This is a genomic window from Acinetobacter puyangensis (assembly GCF_900096995.1).
Classification (GTDB): domain Bacteria; phylum Pseudomonadota; class Gammaproteobacteria; order Pseudomonadales; family Moraxellaceae; genus Acinetobacter; species Acinetobacter puyangensis.
On record NZ_OANT01000003.1, the window covers coordinates 154800 to 177046 of the forward strand.

General features: G+C 34.0%; 20 protein-coding genes. 11 read left to right on the top strand and 9 right to left on the bottom strand.

The window, feature by feature from the left end:
- Positions 1-126: 126 nt before the first annotated feature.
- Positions 127-1659, bottom strand: a complete 1533-nt coding sequence (locus CRO21_RS07245) for a lipopolysaccharide biosynthesis protein (protein WP_097078660.1) — start codon at positions 1657-1659, stop codon at positions 127-129.
- 40 nt (positions 1660-1699) lie between these two features.
- Entirely contained in the window at positions 1700-2488 is a 789-nt protein-coding gene (locus CRO21_RS07250) for a glycosyltransferase family protein (RefSeq protein WP_097078661.1), read from the bottom strand.
- Between the two features lie 291 nt (positions 2489-2779).
- On the opposite strand from CRO21_RS07250, the gene CRO21_RS07255 reads away from it, so the two are divergent.
- The 5 genes from CRO21_RS07255 to CRO21_RS07275 are packed head-to-tail and all read left to right on the top strand — an operon-like array spanning position 2780 to position 7907.
- Positions 2780-3577 carry a polysaccharide pyruvyl transferase family protein gene (locus CRO21_RS07255; RefSeq protein ID WP_097078662.1) on the top strand — a complete coding sequence of 266 codons (798 nt, stop codon included), beginning with the start codon at positions 2780-2782 and terminating at the stop codon, positions 3575-3577.
- Positions 3578-3602: 25 nt separating this feature from the next.
- Positions 3603-4571 (top strand): glycosyltransferase family protein, encoded by a 969-nt coding sequence (locus CRO21_RS07260; RefSeq protein ID WP_097078663.1) that lies wholly within the window; start codon positions 3603-3605, stop codon positions 4569-4571.
- An 8-nt stretch (positions 4572-4579) separates the two neighbouring features.
- The gene (locus CRO21_RS07265) at positions 4580-5746 is read left to right on the top strand and encodes a nucleotide sugar dehydrogenase (RefSeq protein ID WP_097078664.1); all 1167 of its coding nucleotides are present in this window, start codon (positions 4580-4582) and stop codon (positions 5744-5746) included.
- Positions 5746-6858, top strand: coding sequence for a glycosyltransferase (locus tag CRO21_RS07270; RefSeq protein ID WP_097078665.1), 1113 nt, complete (start codon positions 5746-5748; stop codon positions 6856-6858). The genes CRO21_RS07265 and CRO21_RS07270 overlap by 1 nt, the downstream gene beginning before the upstream one ends.
- 41 nt (positions 6859-6899) lie before the next feature.
- The gene (locus CRO21_RS07275) at positions 6900-7907 is read left to right on the top strand and encodes a hypothetical protein (RefSeq protein ID WP_141398120.1); all 1008 of its coding nucleotides are present in this window, start codon (positions 6900-6902) and stop codon (positions 7905-7907) included.
- 131 nt (positions 7908-8038) lie between these two features.
- On the opposite strand, the gene CRO21_RS07280 is transcribed toward CRO21_RS07275, so the two are convergent.
- The 3 genes from CRO21_RS07280 to CRO21_RS07290 form a co-directional block, all read right to left on the bottom strand.
- Positions 8039-9136, bottom strand: coding sequence for a glycosyltransferase (locus CRO21_RS07280; RefSeq protein ID WP_097078667.1), 1098 nt, complete (start codon positions 9134-9136; stop codon positions 8039-8041).
- An 87-nt stretch (positions 9137-9223) separates the two neighbouring features.
- The gene (locus tag CRO21_RS07285; protein WP_097078668.1) at positions 9224-10645 is read right to left on the bottom strand and encodes a mannose-1-phosphate guanylyltransferase/mannose-6-phosphate isomerase; all 1422 of its coding nucleotides are present in this window, start codon (positions 10643-10645) and stop codon (positions 9224-9226) included.
- 65 nt (positions 10646-10710) lie between these two features.
- Entirely contained in the window at positions 10711-11784 is a 1074-nt protein-coding gene (locus CRO21_RS07290) for an undecaprenyl-phosphate glucose phosphotransferase (RefSeq protein ID WP_228150385.1), read from the bottom strand.
- Between the two features lie 212 nt (positions 11785-11996).
- On the opposite strand from CRO21_RS07290, the gene CRO21_RS07295 reads away from it, so the two are divergent.
- Positions 11997-13466: a capsule assembly Wzi family protein gene (locus tag CRO21_RS07295; RefSeq protein WP_097078880.1), complete on the top strand. Its 1470-nt coding sequence runs from the start codon at positions 11997-11999 to the stop codon at positions 13464-13466.
- Between the two features lie 65 nt (positions 13467-13531).
- Here the strand turns inward: CRO21_RS07295 and galE are convergent, their stop codons facing one another.
- Complete coding sequence (galE, locus tag CRO21_RS07300) at positions 13532-14557, bottom strand: UDP-glucose 4-epimerase GalE (protein WP_097078670.1); 1026 nt, start codon at positions 14555-14557, stop codon at positions 13532-13534.
- Positions 14558-14994: 437 nt separating this feature from the next.
- Between galE and CRO21_RS07305 the strand changes: the two genes are divergently transcribed.
- Positions 14995-16296, top strand: a complete 1302-nt coding sequence (locus tag CRO21_RS07305; RefSeq protein ID WP_097078671.1) for a hypothetical protein — start codon at positions 14995-14997, stop codon at positions 16294-16296.
- 94 nt (positions 16297-16390) lie between these two features.
- On the opposite strand, the gene uraH is transcribed toward CRO21_RS07305, so the two are convergent.
- From uraH to puuE, 3 genes are read right to left on the bottom strand one after another with little or no spacing between them, the layout of a single operon-like run.
- The gene (gene uraH, locus CRO21_RS07310; RefSeq protein ID WP_097078672.1) at positions 16391-16717 is read right to left on the bottom strand and encodes a hydroxyisourate hydrolase; all 327 of its coding nucleotides are present in this window, start codon (positions 16715-16717) and stop codon (positions 16391-16393) included.
- Positions 16718-16726: 9 nt separating this feature from the next.
- Positions 16727-17230 (bottom strand): 2-oxo-4-hydroxy-4-carboxy-5-ureidoimidazoline decarboxylase, encoded by a 504-nt coding sequence (uraD, locus tag CRO21_RS07315; protein ID WP_097078673.1) that lies wholly within the window; start codon positions 17228-17230, stop codon positions 16727-16729.
- Positions 17231-17249: 19 nt separating this feature from the next.
- Positions 17250-18221: an allantoinase PuuE gene (puuE, locus tag CRO21_RS07320; protein WP_097078674.1), complete on the bottom strand. Its 972-nt coding sequence runs from the start codon at positions 18219-18221 to the stop codon at positions 17250-17252.
- Between the two features lie 257 nt (positions 18222-18478).
- Here puuE and CRO21_RS07325 point away from each other — a divergent pair, with 257 nt between their 5' ends.
- From CRO21_RS07325 to dsbD, 4 genes are all read left to right on the top strand, one after another.
- Positions 18479-18832 carry an HPF/RaiA family ribosome-associated protein gene (locus CRO21_RS07325; RefSeq protein ID WP_097078675.1) on the top strand — a complete coding sequence of 118 codons (354 nt, stop codon included), beginning with the start codon at positions 18479-18481 and terminating at the stop codon, positions 18830-18832.
- 164 nt (positions 18833-18996) lie between these two features.
- Entirely contained in the window at positions 18997-19536 is a 540-nt protein-coding gene (locus CRO21_RS07330) for an ankyrin repeat domain-containing protein (RefSeq protein WP_097078676.1), read from the top strand.
- A gap of 22 nt (positions 19537-19558) precedes the next feature.
- On the top strand, positions 19559-20332 hold the full coding sequence (locus tag CRO21_RS07335) for a transporter (protein ID WP_171294002.1): 774 nt from the start codon (positions 19559-19561) through the stop codon (positions 20330-20332).
- A gap of 10 nt (positions 20333-20342) precedes the next feature.
- Entirely contained in the window at positions 20343-22223 is a 1881-nt protein-coding gene (gene dsbD, locus CRO21_RS07340; protein WP_097078678.1) for a protein-disulfide reductase DsbD, read from the top strand.
- Positions 22224-22247 lie beyond the last annotated feature (24 nt).

Consider the following 22247-nt stretch of genomic DNA (forward strand, 5'->3'; position numbering starts at 1 on the left):
TATAATCGGATTATATGCCATTCTGCTAAATGGCTAGCTAAGCGGTGAAGCCATTTAGCAGAAATATTTTACTAGTTTAGATGGATTAACTATCCATAATATGATTTAGGGTCAAATGTAACTATTTTATTTTTTTAACCTATTTAATTTTTCTTTAATTAAGTTGAAAATAAATTCTTTTTCAATTTTTTTTAGTATAAATGTGTAGAAAACAATTAAAGAGATTGAAAAGTTGATAAATATTGATAGAAAAAAACTAAAAGCATTATTTTTAAAGGGTAATAAATTTAAAGTATATAGTGTTAATACATAAATGATACAAATTAGTAAAATGTTTTTAAAGAATATTTTTAAAATAAATTCTGAAAAGTTGATAAGGGGGAAAATATTTTTAACTATAAATAAACTTATGAAGCTGCTAATAATGGTGGAGGAAATAAAAACTATATATGGTACAAATGGATATTTATATAATGTTAAAGAAAAATAACTAGCTGGAATACATAGTAACAGTATTGTGCCTGAAATTAAACTTAGTGCTCTGATATTTCCATGAGCATGAATAATAAATTTTAAAGGTAAGAAAATAACTGATATAATGCTATTAATAATCATTAAGGAAATAAAAATACTTAGATATTCTGGAACGGATGTTAACCATAAGTGTAAAACAAAATCTATATTTACTAAAATAGGAATTGATAGAAGAGAAATCAAAAAAGGAGATAATTTACTACTAATAAGCACTAATTCCAAAGTTCTTTTATAATCTCCTTGAGAATAGGATTTTAAAATTTGTGGTCTAACTGCAGTCATGAAGTTTTGAGATAGAATCATAAGTCCAATATTAACTTGGTTAGTTAGACCTATCGTTGCATTGATAGCAACCCCAAAGAATTTATTTTGTATAATATCTGTCCCATTTGTTCTAACAACTACTGAGAAATTACCATACAAATCCCAAAGGAAAAAACTCATTATTTTCTTAAATTCTGTTAAACTAAAATATAATTTAAAAGAACATTCCTGAAAATTTCTCATACAATAAAGAATATACATTATCTTTATAATAATGGTTGTTAAACATATTGATATGGAGTATAAGATTAACTTATCAGAATCGGTATAATAAACTATATATGATGTAATTAATTTAAATATTGCTTCAATTATAGAGAAATATGCATAAACGGACATTTTTTCATTTGATATTATAAGTGCATCAAAAGGCACATTGGTTATTGTGAAAAATGTTGTTAATACAATTAAATGAAAAACAAAGTTGGCTGCATCTAGCCTATGTATAGGAATATTCAAATGATTATTTAAATACCATAAGCCGAATGTTTCTAAAAAAACAACTATAAGTAAGCCTAAACAAATATGAATATAATGGCTGGTATTAAATAAAATGACTCTTTTTTCTAGCGTTAATTTTTCGGATATACTAAAAAATCTACTTGTGGCTGTACTTAAAGATGAGGTTAAAAATGAAGAGAGTAGTACTAATCCCCCTACGATACTATAAATTCCATAATCAATAATCCCCAACGAATGCAAAATAACTCTGGTAGTATATAAACCTATAATTAATATGACTACCATTCTTATGTATAAGAAAATTGTATTTTTTAAAATTTTAGTATTTTGATTTTGCATACTTTAAAAAGCCAATCTATTGAAAATTAAAGATAAAATGTTAATTGAGTTCTTTTATTCCAAAATCTATTAAAAAACTTTGAGTAGCTTTTTTGCTATTCCACCAATGAAATTTGCTGGAAGAAAATCTTGAATGATTAACGGAGGTTCCAACATTATATAATACGGCTGGGAACTCTAGGAATTTAATTTTTTTCTGATTTTCTTTAAATGAATTTAACGAAAATTTGTGAGATCCTAATGTATTGGTAATAAAAATGTCATTAAAATTGTTCTTAATATCAGAAATAGAAAAATTAGTAGAATGAAACTTTAAGTTGGTATCAATCTCTAATGCTTCAGTTGAGAAAATAAAACATGATCCACATGTTTCATAAAAATTATCCATTTTTTTTATTCTTTGTGTGCTTGCATTAAATTTAAATCCTGTATTTACAACAAATAAGTCATAATACTCAGAGTTTAATATGTAATCTACTAAATTTATATTGATGAAATCATCTGAATCTATAATCATAATATATTTTGGACTAAACTGTAATCCAAATAATATTGAAGCACATAACTTTGATCCTTTATCTAGTCTAATATCTTCATAAGAAATTTTCCCAGTTTCTTTATAGGACTTAGGGATGTCAATATCTAGTTGTACTGCTTTAACAAAACTGGGAAAACGAATATCTGGAATTTCATTGAAACAAATAATTAATTTAAAATTCTGATTTTTTTGATGAGATAATGAATCTATTAATTTATTCAATAAGGAAATTTTTTTATTGTAGTCTTCACAAGCTTGGGGGTGAATCATAGAAGTAACAAATAATAACATATAGATACCGTAATTTGAGGCTTTAACCTTGTTCTACATTAACAATTTGCTTTTCATAATGCAATATTGGTTTTAGTTAAATTTTATGCTTTTATGATATATTTGTAATATAAAGAATTGTTTTCGTTGTGAAATAAGTAATCTGAGCATTTTATGCATTGGAATTGGCGCAAAAAAATGCTTCAATGCTCTCATCTTGATAGAACTGATTCTAGTAAAGAAAGTAGTTTGATTGGAAGAGTGGTTTTTATACGAAAACTTTTTAAGGTGTTGTGATGGGGTGGAAAACTCATGGTTTTTAATTTAATGCAAAGTGCATTTAATAAGCGTATTTTTGGTTGGAAACGTGGAGATAATCAACCTAATGTTGGTGATGAGCTAGCAATAAAAATTGTAAAAGAGATATTGGCTTTTAGAGATATCAATGAAAATTTTTTTAGGAATAGAAAAGGAAAGTTACTTTCAATTGGTTCTGTGATGCATTTTGCAAAAAATGGAGATGTTATTTGGGGTACAGGGGTAAATGGTAAAGTTAATGAAAATTTACATACTTTTTCCCGGTTGGATGTGAGAGCAGTTAGAGGTCCTAGAACCGCTAAGTTTTTAAAAGAGAGAGGGATAACTGTGAAGGAGGTGTATGGTGATCCAGCACTTCTAACACCACTTTTTTTCCCAAAAGAAGCATTTGTAGAGAATGAGCCAGAGAGAGATTTTATTATTATACCTCATATGAGTGAGATGGCTGAATTTTCTAAATCTTACTCTGAGGAAGTTTTATGTAGTCCTTTACAATTATCCTATCCATTTTTAAAGAAGCTGTTATCTGCCAAACAAGTATATTCCAGTTCACTTCATGGGATAATATTAGCAGAAGCATATGGTATTCCTGTAGTTTGGTTACAATCTGCAAATGGAGAAGATGATTTTAAGTATCATGATTATTATGAAGGAACGGGGCGTTTTTCATATGAGGAAACTTTTGTTTTTGAAAAATTTAAATGTATTAGATATAGTGAAATTAAGGATTTGTATTCGATACAAAAGGATTTATTGACAGTGTTTCCTTATGATTTTTGGGATAATGCATAGTTTAAATAAATGAGCTTTTAATAACATGAGTAAAATATATTATTTCCCTGAAGGTACTCAGACAAATGCATATTGTAAGCGTATGCAGGATTTACTTTCTAATTATGGTGAAATTTGTAAAGTCGAAAAATCAGAATTTATTAAAAACATGATGTTATTTAAGCGTCAAGATGTTTTTGTTGTTAATTGGCTGGAAAATAAGATTGTTAATAAAAAGGGAGGAATTAGTATTTATGGTTTCTTTAAAATACTGATATTTTTTTTGGTTTTTAGACTATTTTTCAGAAAATTTATTTTTGTTAGACATAATCACTATCCTCATGGTTGTACAAAAAAAAGTGCTCAAAATGCTAAATTTTTAGTGAATTTATTAGAATTGATATCACATGAAGTCATGATACATTCTCTTCCTGATGTGTCTGGTGGGCAAAAATATGTGCCTCATCCTTTATATAATAAGATTGAAGGTGTTCGACCTTTAAATATAGGCATTAATAATTTTGTTATTTTTGGTAGAATTATTCGGTATAAAAAAATTGAAGAAGTTATATTATCTTTTCCTAAACATTTGAAGCTAACGATTGCAGGAAAGTGTGAAGATGAGTTGTATTTACTAGAATTAAAGGAATTAATTAATAATAGGAAAAATATTGAAATCATTTCAGATTTTCTTTCGGATGAACAAGTAAAAGAATTGATTTTAAATAGTCAAGGTATGTTACTTACTCATAATGATAATGATATGATTGTATCCGGTAGTTTTTTTTATGCGATGTCTATATTGAGTAAAGTGTATAGTTTGCGTACTCCTTTTTTTAGTTGGGCTGAAAGTGAATTAGGTAATGGATATATAGAAGTATTTGATGAGTTACAGCAAATGTTATTAAGCATATCTTCTTCAGGTGAAAGATTTAAGAATGAATTTAAAAAATCACCAAATGAATTGTTTGGTGATGATATTGTGGTAGAAAAATTAGGTGAAATTTTAGGTTAGGCAGAAATATGGAAAAGATCACAATAGTAGGAACTGGTTATGTGGGATTATCTAATGCAATGTTGTTTAGTCAACAACATTATGTTATTGCACTAGATATAGACCCGGCACGTATTGAGCAGTTAAACAAAAAGATTTCTCCTATTCAGGACGATTTAATTGAACAGTATTTAAAACGGGTTATAAATTTTAAAGCAACACTGAATCCAAAAAGTGCATATCAAAATGCAGAAGTGATAATTATTGCAACACCAACTAATTATGATGAAGCAACCAACTATTTTGATACTAGTTCAATAGAACAGGTTTTACAGAATTTAAATGACTTTCAAAGTCAGGCAATTATTGTGATTAAATCTACTATTCCTGTCGGTTTTACTCAAAAAGTTCAAGCGCAATTTCCACAATTAAAAATTATTTTTTCACCTGAATTCCTGCGTGAAGGGAAAGCTTTGTATGATAATTTATATCCATCACGTATTGTTGTGGGAGATAAATCTGAAATAGGGCAAAAAATTGGTAATTTATTTAAGGAGAATTGTTTAAAACCAGAGGTCGAGGTTTTATTGATGGATGCTACTGAAGCAGAGGCAGTTAAATTATTCTCAAATACTTATTTGGCAATGCGAGTAGCTTACTTTAATGAGTTAGATACTTATTGTGCGTCTCGTGGATTAAATTCCAAGGATATCATTGAGGCTGTTGGTTTGGATCCTCGGATAGGAACACATTATAATAATCCATCATTTGGTTATGGAGGGTATTGCTTGCCAAAAGATACCAAACAATTACTTGCGAATTATAGTGATGTACCGCAAAATTTAATTAGTGCTATTATTTCTTCAAATACCACACGTAAAGACTTTATTGCGGAACAAATTTTGCTGCAAAATCCAAAGATTGTAGGTGTTTATCGGTTGGTGATGAAAGCAGGTTCAGATAATTTTAGGCAAAGTGCTATACAAGGTATTATGAAGCGCTTAAAAGCTAAGGGCGTAGAAGTGATTGTCTATGAGCCTGCTTTACGTGAAGCTAGTTTTTACAAATCTACTGTAGTTAAAGATTTAGAAGCTTTTAAACTACAGGCAGATGTAATTGTGACAAATCGTATGGTAAAAGAGTTATCAGATGTATGTGATAAAGTTTTTACACGCGATTTGTTTGGGGACAATTAATGCAAAAAAAAATAGTCTATTTTACACTACATGATATGTCTGATGTATCATCAGGTGTATCTAAGAAAATTAAATCTCAAATAAAGGCATTAGGGTGTTATGCTGATGTATATTTGGCATCTATAAATGATGATTATTTTATAATTCAGGATGTGAATGGTAAAGTAATTGAAAAAATAAAAATTGTTATACATAAGTATATTGAAAAGTATAAAATATATAATTTACTGCATGATTTTATTCAAAAAAACAATATAAATGTATTCTATATTAGGCAATTTTTTTCTGATTTTTTATTTATTAGATTATTAACTAAATTAAAAATCGAAAATCATAAAATATTTAATGTACTTGAAATACCTACTTATCCATATGATTATGAGTCTAAGACATTAATTAAGAAAATATTTAATGGTATTGATAAATTTTATAGAACTAAGTATTATTTAGTTTTGGATAAAATTGTAACATATAGTTCAGATCAATATATATTTGATGTGCCATGTATTAATATTTCTAATGGGATAGATGAGAGGGAAATATTAAATAACTTATTGAAAATTAAAAAAAATGCATCGATCAACTTTATTTCAGTATCTTCATTACAATATTGGCATGGTGTAGATCGGTTTATTGAAGGATTAAACAATTATTATAAAAATAATCCAGAAATAATAGTTAAAATTTTTATTGTAGGTCCAGATAATGAAGAATCTAAGAGTTTAAAAAATAAAGTTAAAGAATATAATATTGTAAAATATGTGGAATTTAGTGGATATATGTCTGGAGATAAATTAGAGGAAATATATCAGAATTCAAATGTTGGTTTGGGTAGTTTAGGAAGACATCGTACAGGAATTGCAGATTTAAGTTCTTTGAAAAATAAAGAATACTGTGCAAAAGGTTTACCATTTATATATTCGGAAAATGATCGTGATTTTGATCAAACACAGTTTATTTATAAAGTCTCTCCTGATGATAAGCCAATAGAAATAGATTCCGTTATCAAATGGTATAATAGTCATCAATTTAATTCAGAAGAAATTGCAGAATATGCAAAAAAATATATTTGGAAAAATCAAATGAAAGTGGTTCTCGATGATTTATATTGAATTAATTTCAATTGGCTCTAATGAATTGTGTTGAGGTATAGATGATTATTAAATATCGAACTATTTATCTAACTCTTATTTTAAGTTTTTTTATAGGAGTTTGTATACTTGGAGAGTTTGTTTTTTCGTCAACTATGGGCAAAGATGCCCTTCTTATTGCTAATATGGAAGTGGAAGATATTCAATTGGGTTCTTCTTATGGGATGATGGCATGGTTATACCAGATGATTCCTTCAAGTTTAATATTAGTTGTGACAATTTTTATCGGTAGTATGTTTATATTAAATGTCTTTAAAGATGCTAATAAAAACTATAATTTATTATTGCTTTTATTTCTTTGTAGTGTTCCATGTGTTTTAACGATATCTTCTTTCCAAAAAGATCTAATATTAGTATTGTTTATTATACCAGTAACAATGCTGATTTTATCAAATATAAATAATTTTGCAAAACTAATTCTAATATCCGCGATTTATATTTCCTATGCGGTAGTCTTTAGAAGTTATTATTATTTAATAACTATTTTATTTGTAGGAATTTATTTCTTTAAAGTTTCTAATGGCCATATCCGACTTTCAATTATTCTAGCTTCAATATGTGTGTTTCTTTTAATTCCTAATACTGTATATTACTCATTACAATCCTCACGAGATTTGGTAAATCTACACAGGGTTGGCGTTAATGGTGAAGGATATCGTACTGCATTTTTAAATCCATTATCGCCTGATTCTTTTTTTAATTTTTTATATAATTATGTATATGCTATTCTTCGGCTTAACTTTGGATTTTTCTTTAATTCTAGTATCAAAGATTTAGTTTTTATGATATATCCTCTTATTTACTATTATTATGTTTTTAAAGGCTTGATATCTCAACAGGTTGATAAAAACTTTTTTGCAGCATCTTTAGTTTTATCACATGCTTTGGTGTATTTTTTATTTGAACCGGATACGGGTTCTTATGCAAGACATTTATCATCCACATTGCCTTACTTGGCAATTGTTATTGCAAGTGGGTTTAATATGCAGAAAAAGTATAATTTTGATTGAAATTGATTTTGTTACATAAATTGATTTAGCCCTATAAATAATGAATGAACATAGGTAAGCATCCGGTTAATTCGGCTTAAAATCAAGCGGAATTAACTAGATAATTACTAAAATGTCAATAATCTAACACCTTAAAAATTATTGTAGATGTGGAATGTTTTTTTATTCATAATATCTTCTGTAAAGTTATCTTGAAATTTCTTTAATGTTTGATGTTTTATTGCTGAAAAATTAGTAGTTTCTAAAGCTTGAATCCGTTTTGCTAATGCACTGGCAGCACCACTTCTAAATAAAATACCGTTAACATTATGCTCAATAATTTCTTGAAAAGGTTTAATGTCGCTAGCAATGATAGGTATTCCATAGCTCATTGCTTCCAGTGGTACCATGGCAAAACCTTCCCAACGACTAGGTATGATAAGAGCATCTGCATTAAGATATTCTTTTTCTAATTTTTGAGGAGATAACCACCCATAATGAATAACTTTTACATATGAATTGTCTTTGAACTCAACTTTATCATTACTGTTTACATAATCTCCTATCAGTAAAAGATTTGCTGAAAAACTTAGTTTCTCTGTGGCAAGTATATCAATAGCATCTTTAAGAATATCAATTCCCTTCTGATAATCAAATCTACCTACAAATAATAAGTTTACATTTTTTTTATCAAATAACTTATTGTTTACTTTGTTTTTTTGTTTCACACCATTATGAATTAGAACGAGTTTGTTTTTTGCAAAATTTCGTTCAATGGCAGATTCATATTCTTCCGTACTGACGCATATAACTTTATCTGTAATTTTACTTAAAACTCTTTCCATTACAGCATAAATATCAGTTTTCCATTTACTGGTTTTCATTAGAAAAGAAAATGCATGGGGGCAATAGATTACTTTAATAGATTTTCTTTGCCCACTTATTAAGATGGCTATTCTTCCAAGAAGACCAGCGAATGAACTATGTAAATGTACAATATCTGGCTTCTCTTTTTTGATTAGATTAAAGATTGCTACTGCAAAAATTAACATACCAATGAAATTTCTACCATTACGTTTAAAAGTTTCTTTCCTAATATTGCAAGGAGCGATCAGATTATCTTCTTGATCAGAAGGTATAAGACATATAATTTTAGTAATTGTAGGTATTTTCGATTGATATTCCACAAGACTATTAATGACTGTGGCAACACCACCTTTAATTGTTTCAGCAGCATGTATAACTTTCATATATCAATAATCAATAAAGTGAATGTTAATTTAAAAGCATTTAAGAAACTTTTTAAATGCTTTTTAGTAAATTTATTTTGATAAGATTTAACACCGTCCATACAAATCTTCAAAACGGACAATATCATCTTCACCAAGATAAGAACCTGATTGTACTTCAATCAATTCTAATGGTACTTTGCCGGGGTTTTCCAGTGCATGGATTTCACCAAGGGGAATATAGGTGGACTGGTTTTCTGTGAGCAGAAAAGATTCTTTACCTTTATGAATTTTTGCAGTACCACTGACCACGATCCAGTGTTCAGAGCGATGATGATGCATCTGAATCGAAAGTTTTTGTCCCGGTTTTACCGTAATCCGCTTAACCTGATAACGCTCTGCCTGATCAATACTGTCATATTTGCCCCATGGACGGTATACTTCACGATGACAATAATGTTCTGTTCGCCCTTTTTGTTTTAATGTTTCTACAATCTTTTTAATATCCTGTACCTTGTCTTTATTTGCGACCAGTACAGCATCCTTGGTTTCAATGACGACTAGGTTATCTACGCCGAGTAAACTAACCAGTCTACTTTCTCCATAAATGTAGTTGTTCTCGCTCTTCACTGTAATCACATCACCATGAATCACATTGCCTTGATCATTCTTAGTTTGAATATCCCAAAGTGCAGACCATGAACCCACATCATTCCAGTTGGCGTCAAGTGGAACGACTACAGCATCTTGGGTATGTTCCATGACCGCATAATCAATGGATTCTGAACGACATTGACTAAATGCTTCTTTATCAATACGGATAAAATCCATATCTGGTTTTGTTTCCTTGATTGCTGCTGCACAAGATGTATAAATATCATCGGCATAATGTTGCAGCTCTTTTAAGTAAACATCGGCTTTAAACATAAACATGCCACTATTCCATAGGAATTGCTGGCTATCTAGATATTGTTGTGCAGTTGTGACATTTGGCTTTTCAACAAAACGTTTTACGACAAAGCCACTTAGTTTAGCTTGGCCTTTTTCGATATAACCATAACCTGTCTCAGCATGCGTAGGTACAATACCAAAAGTAACCAGTTTATTGTTTTTGGCTAGTTCAATGGCTTGTTGAACACTATGTTCAAAATTTTCTTGCTGGGTAATGACGTGATCGGCTGCAAGCACCAGCATGAAATTTTCTGATTCTGTTTGAGCTGATTGTATTTGATAAAGTGCTGCAAGGCTAATTGCAGGCGCTGTATTTTTGCCCTCAGGTTCTAGAATAATTTTGGCATGAACACCGATTTCTCGCATTTGTTCTGCCGCCAAAAAACGATGTTCTTCATTACAGATCAGAATTGGATCGGCACAATCCAAATTTTTTAGACGTAATAATGTGGATTGTAAAAGTGTGTAACCATCAGGAGAAAGTTTTAAGAATTGTTTAGGGTATTGAGTACGGGATAATGGCCATAACCGAGTACCACTACCGCCTGCCATAATTACCGGTAAAATTTTTGCTGCCATATCAAAACTTTTCCTATGCATTGAGCAATTAAATAAAAATATAGATTCAGTATTGCAAAATAAATCTAATAAGCAGACTTATTAATAAAACCTTTAAAAATGGTGAGAAAAATAATTTTAATGTCTAACCATAAACTCCAGTGTTTGATATACATTAAATCACATTCGACTCGTTTTTCCATTTTATCCAGTGTATCTGTTTCACCCCGCCAGCCCCGGATTTGTGCCAGTCCTGTAATGCCCGGTTTAACTTTATGTCGTAACATATAGCCGGGAATGAGTGCACGATATTGCTCATTATGTGATACTGCATGTGGGCGAGGTCCAACGATAGACATACTGCCAGATAACACATTAAAAAATTGTGGCAGTTCATCTAATGATGTTCGCCGTATAAAGGCACCGACTTTGGTTACCCGTGGATCATTTTTGGTGGCTTGTTTTACTTCTTGGCCATTTTCCATGACTTTCATGGATCTAAACTTAAATACTGTAATTGGTTTGCCATTTAAACCATTACGAGTTTGTTTAAATAATACAGGACCTTGTGATGTTAATTTGATGGCAAAAGCTACTGCGAGTAGGATAGGGGAAATCAAGATTAAAATCATTATTGAAAGTACAATATCTTCTAAGCGCTTGATAAAGCGGTTAAATCCATAGAACGGCGTATCAAATAATTTGATTAAAAATATGTCGTTAATCGTTTCTAATTTCGGATCGGATAGAAAATAGTCTTTGGTATTGAGATGAATTGTGTTGACTTGATTGGTATTAGAAATCAAAATGATAGAGCAGGTGGTGTTTTTTAATTGATCAATAATATTATTAATGGTAATTATCGATTCAAGATTAATATATACAATATCTATATTTTTAGTATTGATATCATCAAATAAAGTATTTAAGTTTCCGAGATATGGGTATCCATTGTTCTTAGTATTGTGATGTTCGTCATAATATCCTATAATTTTTACATGCGAGAAAGAGGGTTGATATATTTTATCAAGTGTGATTGGAGAGGAGCCAACCAAAACAGCATTTTTAATATCAAGGTGTAAGATAGCATTCATCTCTGAAATAATAATAAATGTATTTATATGGAATCGAATCATACTCGAAGTAAATACTGAAATCAAACAGAATTGCCTTTGATTTGTTTAGAATGTATTTAGAGAAAATTTATAAAATACATAAACTTATATTTTTTGGGGTTTTCCTTTCCCTTATACCCATATTTTGTGTCTTTTTAAGCTGTTCCTGTTTTGAAGTGTATATTTTTTTTAATTAAGTTGCTGTACTGTTACGGTTAAGATAAGATTTGGAAATGAAAAATTTGGATTTTACCGATATGTTTTTAAAAACAAAATCTGTAATAGCAATCTCTATTATAATCAGTAGTACTATTTCGTCTTTAGCTTTGGCTCAAGGCATCATTGTCAATAACAAAGCGTTGTCTACAGATTTAATCTGGTTAAATCAACAGGGCGTTGTTAACATTAGTACTTCTACATGGCCGTTAAGTGGCGACGAGATTGAGCGTGCACTTTCGCAGGCAAATATCTCTAATCCGATACAACAAAAAGTTGTAAATGCTGTCCTAAACGCCATTAAAGCCGATAATAATCAGGTTAAAGTTGGTTTGTTTGCAGAAAGTGATCAGAAAAATATTCCTCAATCATTCGGTGATGCTCAAAAAGCACAATATCAAGCCAATCTTGAATTAAATGCTGGCAGTGAGAATTGGGACGGAAAGCTTCGGGTCAATCTTGAAAAAGATCTTCAAATCGAGAATTCAGAAGATGTGAATGTTGAAGGATCCTATCTAGCAGGTAAGCTCTGGAATCAATGGATTATTGCTGGTCAGATTCCAACTTGGTGGGGCCCTGGCCATGATGGCAGTTTGATTCGTGGTGATGCGAGCAGACCAGTGTATGGTGTAACTGTACAGCGAGCTGTACAAGATGCATTTGAAACAAAATGGCTATCTTGGATTGGTCCATGGCAATATCAGGCATTTGCGGGTCAGTTAAAAGACTATGATGCAGTGCCAAATGCAAAACTTTTAGGTTTACGTGTAACTGCTCGACCACTACCTTATCTTGAGCTTGGTGCTTCACGGACTATACAAATTGGTGGTAAGGGACAACCAAATAGTTTTAATGCATATTGGAATGCGATTATTGGTAAAGATAATAATTGTGATGATCAAGGCTGTGTCAATGATAAAAATGCATCAAACCAACTTGCAGGATTTGATGCACGACTGAATTTGGTAAATTTAATTCAGGTGCCAGTTGGTCTGTATGCACAATATGTGGGAGAGGATGAGTCCGGGTTATTACCATCAAGGAAATTATATTTAGCTGGTCTGGATTTTTCTTCAAGCTATAAAAATATGCCTTATCAACTTTATGCAGAATGGGCAGATACCAAAACCAATGGAGATGTATGGGGATATTCTTATAACCATCATCAATATACTGATGGTTTTTATCAGCAAGGTTATCCATTAGCACATGCGATAGGTGGTGATGGTGAAATGTATTCGGTTGGTGGTCATATCCGTTTTGATCCGATGAATCGACTTGATGCTCGTGTTTTATACACCAAAGTCAATCAATCCAATTTAGCGATTAATCATGCTTTTCCGGAAAGTGACAAGATTAAGGCACTGGATATTACTTGGTCACATTATTTAAAGCCTGATGTCCCGTTAAAAATTAATGGCTGGATCAGTGATTCGGATCTTAAAGGTAATGACAGTGGTGTTTCGGTAGGCGTTGAATTTCCCCTAGATTTGAAAGCAATTGGCTTTTAGTAGGTCATTATTTGTATTAAAAAGAAGGCTCTATTTTTTAAATAGAGCTTTCTTGTTATGTGTAATTAGTCACGATAGCCATCAGGATTCTGGCTTTGCCAGCGCCATGCATCTTTTAACATGGTGTCTAAATCCAACGCCGTTACAAAATCCAATTCTTGTTTTGCTTTTTGATTATCGGCAAAATATACAGGGAGATCACCTGGTCGGCGTTCTACAAATTTATAATTTAGCTTGATTTGATTGACTTGTTCAAAGCGTTTAACCACCTCTAATATGCTGTAACCGACCCCAGTCCCGATGTTCCATATGTCAATCGATGGTTTGTTGGTGAATAGATATTGCAGTGCTTTTAAATGTGCATGCGCCAGATCCACGACATGGATGAAATCACGCACACATGTCCCATCTTGTGTCGGGTAGTCATTCCCAAAGATACTTAACTGTTCTCGCTTGCCCATGGCAGTTTGTGTGACAAAGGGAAGCAGATTGTTGGGAATATCGTTTGGATCTTCCCCAATCAGGCCGCTTTCATGTGCACCAATCGGATTAAAATAACGTAAGATCGCAAAAGACCATAAATCATTCGATTTGGCTGAAGTTTGAAGAATGTTTTCAGCAACCAGTTTTGAATAACCATAGTTGTTATTTGGCATATAAGTCGGCATGGATTCTTTATATGGCGATGGATTTTGTTCACCATACACAGTCGCAGATGAACTAAATACCAAAGTCCCAACTTGATATTGTTGCATCACTTCAAGTAAGCAAATCGTACCGGAAACATTATTATCATAATATTTCAATGGAAATTGCATACTTTCACCCACTGCCTTTAATCCTGCAAAATGAATCACAGCATCAATCGCATAGTTTTGGAATATATTTTCCAGCTGTGCTTTATCTCGTACGTCACCTTCAATAAAGGTCACATCTTTATTGGTAATGGTTTTGATACGGTCAAAAACCTTGATAGAACTGTTTGACAAATTATCGATCACAATCACATTGTAGTTGTTGTTTAGAAGTTCGACACAACAATGTGAACCAATATAGCCGGCACCACCAGTAACCAAAATATTTTTTTGCATACTTAAACCCTAACCATGAGAACACTGTAAATTATAGAAATAAATTTATTTTATCAGCCATAAGAAAAATACCATAGTACTAATCTGTGAGAAGGAATGTTTGGTTTAATTTATTGATGATCAACAAGGATAAAATATTATTTCTTTTTCTTTTCTTGATTGTAATGTTTAAAATTGGCTTCTTTTTTGCATTCTTGTGTAAAGTAAGCACATATGTGTTATCAAAATGGTGCAGATATGTATTCATTTTGGATTTGGATTGTGCACAACCATATGAGCAGCACTTTTTAATTTCGTCTAAGGGAAACATCATGAAGATAAGTAATTTTTTCTCTCTCCATTTTTTAATGCTTCTAGGTTCAAATCATTATTAGTCTGAATTTAGAAAAGTTGTAGATTATTTATTCTTTTAGGTCATATTTTTAAGGTAATTTCATATGAGTCATAGTGTATTTAAAAAAGTTGTTATGTTCTGTGGTCTGGGCACATTATGTGGTTCAGTCTTCGCATTACCTTTATCAACAGATGAATCTTGCAAAGCTTCAGCTGTCGGTGAGCTTTCCCAAATGTTTAGCTGCGGTACAGTTGAGGGAAGTTTACGGTTAAATTCATTTTCATTGAATAATGCTTATTTTTCTGGCTCAAGTCAGGATACAACTACGGCAGGTGGCTATTTGACCTATAAAACTGCCCGTTATAATGGATTGCAGTTGGCATTAGGTGTGGAAGGACAATATCGCCTTGCAGAAGGCGCAAATAATATTGCCGAGTTATCAGATGATACATTTGGAATTGGCGAGGCTTATTTAAACTGGACACAAGATAAGTTTTCGGTCACGATCGGTAATCAAAAGTTAAATCTACCATTTACTGGTGATTATTCTTATTATCGCGTTCAACCATGGCTTTATCAAGGAATTGATATGAAGTATGGTGATGCTGATAATTTTGTTCGTGCAACAAAAATTACAAAATATAAGAATTATGGTGATGATAACTTTAACAAAGGATCACGCTTAAAAGATGATGCTTTCTTATACGATAATAATGGCAATAAATATGATTCTGAAACTGATGGCATGATTGCTTTTGGTGTGGGTAAAAAATTTGATTTAAATGATAAATATTTAAAAGCTCAAGTATGGGCTGAACAATATCAGGATCTATTAAATCTATATTATGCTGAGTTTAATTTTGGTATGCCGAATCTGACTTGGAAACCAGAGTTTAGCGTGCAGGGTATTTATGGGGAAGATACAGGTGATGCGTATTTAGGTAAAGTAGACAGTACATCTATTGGTGCTCAGGTTGTACTTAAGCCTACAGATAAATTGACATGGAAACTTGGCTATGACCATGTATTTAAACAAAAAGATGCTTGGCATAATGGTTCCTTACCTACGCCATATGCGCATAATACATCTTCAGACCCATATTTTGCACAACCTTTCTTTACCAGTACCCAAGATTTAGGCGCAGGTGATTTTGTGAAAACAGAATTGTCTCGTCCATTTGGTGAAAACTTTTTTGGTGGTACAAAAATTAGTTATGCAAAAGCGGATAACACCCCGTATGCACCAAATAACAGCAATATGTATGAAGTCATGTTTTATGGATTTTATAACTTTACTGGTGCTTTAAAAGGATTAAGTATTGCAGAATTTGTTGGTGCACAAAAACATGAAGGTGATGCCAATGCGTTCTTACAAAATCGTCTTGCACTATCTTATAACTTTTAATAATTTGTGATGGCAGCGAGAAACTATATTAAATCTCTATGCCTGAATTTTCTATGAGAAGCCAAATAAAATTTTATTTGGCTTCTTTTATGATTTAGCTGCCACGATAGGTGGAATAGGCAAACGGGCTGATTAATAACGGAACATGATAGTGTTCATTCGGTTGATCGACAAAAAATTGTAAACACACTTGCGGAAAAAAGGTCTTACTGCCGAGCTGCTCAAAATACGGCAAAATGTCAAATACCAATTGATACATGCCGATAGGAAAGTCTTTGATGCCAAAGTCTTTAAGGCGACCATCAACATCAGTTTGTCCTTCGCCCAGCAATGTATTGCTATCGATATGTAATAATTTTACCGTTACACCTACGGCAGGTTTGCCGAGATTGGTGTCTAAAATATGGGTACTAATGCTCATAAAAATTCCTTATTCGGTGACAGCTTGAGAAAGGCGCAACAGAGCAATGCCCGCGAGATTCTGCTTAACAATGGTTTGTTCCTGCTCGGCTGAATGATTGAGACGCTGCTGAAGTTGTTCAAGAATTTGTTCGGCAGTTAAACCGGCGGCTTTAATTAAAAAGATATAGCCAAATTTTTGTTCATAGGCGATATTGCCCTGCAAAAGCTGCTGTTCGGTACTTGCGCTGAGCTGGACATTGGCTTGCTCCTGATTAGAGAAGGCTTCTTCCTGATTGGATAAGTCTTTTGCTGCCTTTTTCTCACCGATGCGTGGATGAGTATCTAACGCTGCTTTAATTTCCTGCCAGCTCCAGCTATCGGTCTGATTTTTTGCAAATGCTAATAATGCCTGCTGTGAGGCAAATGGACGTGCCTGACTAATTTGCGTAATCCATGATGGAATATTGACACAATGCTGTAAGCATAATTCTGCTTCGGATAAATCATGCTGATTAAATTCTGCAAGTTTCATAAAAGTTTCCTATACAGCCTTATTGAGCCGAAAACGGATGATGGTTCTGCCAATGTTGAGCGATATCGCCACGACGACAAATCCATGCCTGATCATGGCTTTGGACATAATCCAAGAAGCGTTGGAGTGCCTTAAAGCGGCCAGGGCGACCAAGAATCCGGCAGTGCATCCCAATTGACATCATTTTTGGTGAGGTTTCACCTTCAGCATATAAGACATCAAAACCATCTTTTAGATATTGAAAAAACTGCTCACCACTATTAAAGCCACCTGGTGAACAAAATTTCATATCATTACTTTCTAGGGTATAGGGAATAATCAGATGTGGTCGTGTATCGCCATGGCTGTCGGTTAATGTGGTCCAGAAGGGCAAATCATCGCCATAATGGTCACAATCGTATTGAATTTGCGGAAATTCTGCCAAGAGCTGTCTGGTGTTCGGACTGTCACGTCCGGTGTACCAGCCAATGGGTGCATGGCCGAATAATGTTTCAATTACAGAAATCGCCTGATCCATATATTGTTTTTCTAATGCAATCGGCATGTCCTGATAATGAATCCAGCGTTGTCCATGTGAAACCACGTCATAATTCGCTTTTTGGATAGCTTCCACTACATAAGGATTACGTACCAGCGCCATCCCTACGCCAAACACAGTCATTGGCAAGCCACGTTTTTCAAATTCCTGATAAATCCGCCAAAAACCGGCACGAGAGCCATATTCATACATGGAGTCCATCGACATATGTTGAGCAGGGTAACTCGCCGCACCAATAATATCCGATAAAAATTGTTCTGAACCTGCATCCCCATGTTCAATATGATTTTCACTGCCTTCTTCATAGTTCAATACAAACTGCACTGCAACTCTGGCCTGATTGGGCCATTGAACCTGTGGCAGTTGTCCATGGTAGCCAATCAAATCACGGGAGTAGGGTGTTTTTAAAATATCATCAATTAAGTTTTGTCCACGTAAGTATGAACTTTGCATTACAATTTCCTGAAAACAACACGATGTAAAGAAGTTAAGCATGTTTTATGCCGAGATTGAATAAAAAAATTGTACATTGACAAGTTATCTATTTGATGTATAAAAGAATTGAAAGACTTAGATTGTAATGAACGTTTGTGGTAAGCAAGATTACAAGTTCATTACAGTTTGTTGATGTACAACAACAGCATTTTAGCGCAAGCTAAAAGTGTAAATGATTCTTAGCTAAGTTGAGTAGAGAAAGAGGGACATTATTTATGAATATTGAAATCCGTACAGATAAGAACATTAACAGTAGTGATCGTTTGATTGATTATGTGAGAACTGAATTAAAACAAGAGTTTCAACGGTATAGTGAAAAAATTACGCATTTCGAAGTGCACTTAAGTGACATTAACGGCGATAAAGGTGGGGACGAAGACAAACGCTGTATGATTGAAGCCCGTCCAGCAGGATTAAAACCCGTTGCTGTGACACATAAGGCTGCCAATATTGATCAGGCCATTCATGGTGCAATTGATAAATTAAAACGCGGGATTGAACAAGTCTTTGCTAAGCGTGAGCCATTACGGGGCGTCAAACCGGAATGGGTTGAAGATGATGCTTCATAAGGGATCTTGATTGCACATAAAGAGAGCGTTATACGCTCTTTTTGTGTGCATGAATTTATATCTATATCAATTCGCCATTGTTTGAATCGCTCAAAGAAAAATAACAGGCTAGGCAGATTGGTATTGATGGATTAGACTGCTCTTTTTATCTAGGTAATATCTGTATGTTAAATTCACAACAGCAACAATTCGTACAGAGTATCGAACAATTAGATCTTGCACAAATACAGGCATTATTGGCACAAGGTCTGGATCCTAACTTTATTGATGCAGAAAAAGGACCACCGATCTCGATCTTATGTGATGGTTTGTTTTTATGGTGGGAGCGTATTTGTGAGGCCTATGAAGCCGGACAGCCATTATCTGAATCGGAAAAACAGCAACAATTACAAATATATCTGGATATTTTAGAGGCACTCATCAAGGCGAATGCTAATTTACATTTGTGGGACAGTGAAGAATTTTATGGCCCGCTTTGGGATGCTGCCAGTGCCGCCTGTGTCCCTGTGGTACAACGTCTGTTACAGCAGGGTGTAAATCCTAATACCATTGATGATCAGGATTTAACAATATTAAGTTCAATCAGTCAATTATGGTTCGATTGTGATTATGATGAAATCGACTGGAATGATGCTTTACCAGAAGAGCGCGCAACGCTTGAGTTACTGCGTGAGAATGATGCTAAAATGTCAAAAGAAATCTAAAGTGTAAGATATGATGATGCCCATGAAAAAGATTGTAGCAACGACCACAGCCATTTTTGCGGCTGGATTGATTAGCCAGATCACAAATGCCGACGCCTTTGGTTTTGATCGTCCCGGTGCAGGATTGGGAACAGATATTGTTCCCAAAGGCCACCTGGCATGGGAGCAATCCTTACCGAGCGCAAGCTATGATGATTATTCCGTAGATGGCGAAAAACATAGTGTGCTCACCATACAGGGCGATATGCTGGCCCGTATTGGTGTCGGTTCCGATCTTGAAGTACGTGTCGGTTGGGATGGTCCAGTCTGGCAAAGACTCAAACAGGGCGCAGTCAAGCATGAGACAGATGGTGTTGGTGATGTTACCCTTGGGTTGAAAAAAGCCATCAATACCCATGATGATGAGTTTAAATGGGCGGTGCTGGCACAGGTCAATCTTGCCAATGGCGATGATGAGTTCACGGTAGATAAAGAAATCTATACGCTGGGCTCCGCCGTTAGTTATCAGTTCAATGATATCGTAAGTACAGGGATGACCATGTATTATGATTATCAGGATGGTGATTTGGCATGGTCAGCGATTCCTTCATTACAATATAAGATTGCAGGTAATTTATCTGGTTTTTCGGAATATGTTTATCGTAAACAGGAAAGTCAGCATAAAGAATCGATCTTAAACAATGGTTTAATCTGGTCATTAAAAGATAATTTACAGCTTGATGCTTCGATTGGTTATAGTTTTAATCGACAAAATCCGAGATTGAATGCAGGATTAGGTGTTGCGTATTTATTCTAAGAATGCGTCTATGCACACTGTTTACACCTTGTTAAAAGGTCTAAATTCAGGTTGCTGCAACAGATTAAAATGGTGGTCTGCTCTACAGACCGCCATTTTTATATTGCTGATGATGGTGTGCTTGCCAATGGCATATGCCGAACAGCAATTTTTACCGAATGAACAGGCATTTCAGTTTGATGCACAATCTTTAAGTAAAAGTCAGGTTGAACTGAAGTGGAAAGTTGCGCCGGACTATTATTTATATCAACATCAATTTGCTGTACAGCAAGGGCAAAAAGCACTTGTATTAGATTTACCCCCAGCAAAAGCCAAACATGACGCATTTTTTGGTGATACCAAAGTGTATTATCAAACTGTTGCCTTTAATATTCAGGTACAACCCAATCAACATTATCATGTGACCTATCAGGGCTGTGCAGAAAAAGGCTTGTGCTATCCCATGAGTAAGGCAGATTTCCAGACCGATCAAGACGGGCTGGTCATTCTGGCTGATTCTGCTGCCCAGCAGGTTAAACCACATGGTTTATTGCAATCTTCCCAGCCATCTGTTTTTACCCAGACCACTGATGTCAATCGGCAAGGTCAAGCGTCACAGACAGCAACAGTTGATTCGACAGAAGATAACAGCAATCAAAAAGTTGCTATGAATGTGCAAAGTCAGGCACAGGATGAAATCTGGTCGAACCGGTTACATCAGCAATCGTTGTTCTGGAGTATTTTGTTATTTTTAGGACTCGGTATTTTATTGGCGTTTACGCCTTGCTCCTTACCGATGTTACCGATACTGTCGAGTTTATTGATTCGTAAGCATAATGGCGTTAAAGCAGGGCTGATCAGCTTGATTTTTGTGCTAAGTATGGCGTCGGTCTATGCCATGTTGGGCATCATGGCAGCAAGTGCAGGCAATAATTTTCAGCGTTGGTTACAACAGCCAACTGTATTGATTGCATTTAGTTCGATTTTTATTTTATTTGCCTTAAATTTATTTGGTGTCTTTGAGTTAAAGCTACCGCAGTCTTGGTCAAATAAGCTGGATCAGTTGCAATCGCGGCAAAAAGGCGGCACGTTGGTCGGTGCTGCCTTGATGGGCATGTTATCCGCTTTGCTGGTTGGCCCTTGTATGACGGCACCACTGGCAGGCACACTGCTTTATATTTCACAAAGTCAGAATATTTTCGCAGGCGCAGTCTTACTATTTTCCTTAGGTTTAGGCATGGGTGTGCCGTTGATTCTACTGAGTCTGATTGGTGAACGTGCGATTCCAAAACCGGGCATCTGGATGATGTATGTGCGGCATGTATTTGCATTTATCATGCTGGGGCTTAGTCTGTATTTTGTCCGGCCGTTGTTATCAATTGGTGTTTTTAATCTGTGTTTATTGCTTGTTGCCATCGCATTAGCACTTTATTTGATTTATCTTGTGTTGCGGGCACATCACTGGATTCGTTATACGGCCAGCCTTTGTCTGGTGATCTTGCTTGGCCTGTCAATCTGGAAAGGAACACAGTACTGGCAATATCAAACCCAGCAACAACAAATTTGGCAGGTAGTGACTACGCAAGCCGAATTTAATCAGGCTTTGCAACAGGCAAAACTTGAACAAAAACCGATTATTATTGATCTATATGCAGACTGGTGTATCGCATGTCAACCGATTGAACGCAATGTCTGGCATAATCCCGATGTACAGCAAAAACTTCAATCCATGACCAAGATCAAACTGGATTTAAGTCGTTATGATCAGAGTCAACAGGCTCTATTAAATGAGTGGCAAATTCTTGGGCCACCCACAGTATTATTCTTAGATGCACAAGCACAGGAACTGCGGCATTTACGTTTGACGGGTGAGTTTAATACGGAAAAACTATTAAGCCGAATCAATAATTAATCCGTAAATCACCAGCAAGTGAAG